Origin of the sequence: Vibrio sp. V19_P1S1T109, from assembly GCF_002241375.1 — a bacterium.
Taxonomy (GTDB): domain Bacteria; phylum Pseudomonadota; class Gammaproteobacteria; order Enterobacterales; family Vibrionaceae; genus Vibrio; species Vibrio anguillarum.
In genome coordinates this window covers 1-2,282 of sequence record NZ_NDIM01000265.1, presented here as the reverse complement: position 1 = coordinate 2,282, position 2,282 = coordinate 1, and the positions used below count along the sequence as shown (strand labels likewise).

2 protein-coding genes are annotated in these 2,282 nt (G+C 47.0%); both read left to right on the top strand.

Annotated features, from left to right (window positions below):
• Nucleotides 1-68: 68 nt before the first annotated feature.
• Nucleotides 69-821 (top strand): UTRA domain-containing protein, encoded by a 753-nt coding sequence (locus B9J87_RS13110; protein WP_094151118.1) that lies wholly within the window; start codon nt 69-71, stop codon nt 819-821.
• Between the two features lie 45 nt (nt 822-866).
• A complete protein-coding gene (locus B9J87_RS13105; protein ID WP_094151116.1) occupies nt 867-2,093 on the top strand; it encodes a DEAD/DEAH box helicase in 1,227 nt (408 codons plus the stop codon).
• Nucleotides 2,094-2,282 lie beyond the last annotated feature (189 nt).

The following is a 2,282-nucleotide window of genomic DNA, read 5'->3' as shown; positions in this document are numbered from 1 at the left end:
TCTGTTATCTGCCTTAAGTAGTCTAAAAGACGTTTATTCACTCTGTATAATATTGGACTAGGTCACGCATGAGATTTCGCAGCCCTTTGCCAGTGGCAAATGCTCCTTTAGAAAAGACCCAACTTGGTAACATTAAAGGCACCCTTCGTGAGCAAATTTGCAGTTGGATGCTGAGCGACAGACAAAAACTGCCATCTGAACGTGAATTGAGTGAATTGTTTAATACAACGCGCATTACAATTAAAGACGCTTTGGTTTCACTGGAAACCGAAGGGTTGATTTACCGAGAAGAGCGGCGTGGCTGGTTTGTCTCTCCGGCGCGAATTCATTATAACCCGCTATCGCGTTGCCACTTCCACCAGATGATCCGCGAGCAGCACCGAATCGCAGAAACTAAGCTAGTTGCGGTACGCAGCGTGATGGCTTCTCGTGAGTATGCAAGAGCGATGGATATTGACCGAATTACGCCCATTCATATTATTGAACGGTTGCGCTCGATTGACGGGCGAGCGGTACTGTTTGTCGAAAACTGCCTGATTGCGCAGTGGTTTCCAAAGATATTAGAGGAAAATTTAACCGCTTCGTTAACGCATCTCTATCAGCAAAAATACGGTTACATCACCACGCGTTCTCGTTTTGAAGTAATCCCTACGGCTGCACCTCTTCATGTGGCAAAAGCCCTTAACTTGGCTGCTGGCCAATCTGTAATGAAAATTTGTCGAGTTAATTACAAACAAGATGGCGAGATCATGGACTGCGAATTTGAGTACTGGCGGCCAGATTCAGTCCTGATCCGTATCGACAGTTGTGATGGAGAATGAATAGCTTTAGACTCGGCGCAACCTTTTTCACCCTGCTAGTCGTTTATGAATTTTTCTAAGCTTAACTTTAGCGCCCCTTTGATGGCAGCGCTGCCTGCGTCGCGACACACGGCGACCAAAATCCAACAATTGGCTATTCCAGCCGTACTTTCTGGGCAAGATGTACTTGCCTTCGCGCAGACGGGCAGTGGTAAAACGTTAGCTTATGGTTTGCCTTTACTGCAACAGATTGAAGTTAATACTCTTGAAATTCAATCCGTTGTCATTGTTCCTACCCGTGAATTAGCACAACAAGTCAGCCAAGAGCTGAGTACCGTGGCAAGCAAAATGGGTATTAGCTTATGCACTTTATGCGGGGGAGTGGCCCAAGAAGAGCAGCTTGCGCAGTTGGCCAAATTACCGCATTTAATCGTCGCGACACCGGGCCGCTTGCTTGATTTACTCACACAGCAACTGATCTCATTGGAGTCGATGCACAGTGTGGTGTTAGATGAAGCTGACAGACTGTTAGAGATGGGGTTTTGGCCGGATGTACAACGCCTGCTCAGTTTTATGCCCCAAACCAAACAAACGTTGTTGTTTTCCGCCACACTCGCCGCCGATCTCGAACAGGTGGCATTGGCCGTGTTAAATAACCCGGTAAAGATAGAGGCGAATCAAGCCAATCAAGTGGTGGAAGAAATTGAAGAGCAGCTCTACCTTGTGAATAAGGGCAGTAAAGCACAAGCATTAATTGCTCTGATTAAGCAGCGAGCTGGGCAGCAAGTATTAGTGTTCATTAGCGCTCGTGATAGTGCTGACGCGGTCGCGAAAAAATTACTCAAAGCGGGTATTCGTGCGGCAGCTTTGCATGGTGAAAAAGATCAAGTTATTCGCGAGCAAACGTTAGCCGATTTCAAAGCGAATCAAGTGGATGTACTGGTGGCCACCGATTTACTGGCGCGTGGTATTCACATTGACGCGCTGCCAGTGGTGATCAATTTTGATTTACCGCCTAGTGCGCCAGTTTATATTCACCGCGTTGGCCGCACAGCGCGTGCTGGTCAAGGTGGTGTGGCGATTTCGCTGGTCTGCCATGGTGAAAGCCAAGCTCTGGAGGCAATCCGCAGCTTAACGCAGCGCGCTTTACCGCTGCAGGCGTTGACCGATTTTCCAGTGACAGACCAACCGACCAGCGGTGAACCGAAGCGCAAACCGCGTGATAAGCAAGCCAACCGCCGCAGTGCTCAAAAGCGCAGCGTGAAGCAGTTTCAACAGAAAACAAGCCATTAAGTCGCTCAATATACGCATGCTATTGTGCGTTTTGATGGAGTAAGGAAACTAAGTGACTCAGGAAATTTATGCATTTATTACGATTGAAATGGCACATTAATCGAGTTTATGTGTAAATTTTCAGAAGCTTATTGTGAACAACCTATCATTATTGGACTAAATCAAGAAAATGCAGTATTCAGTTTCATG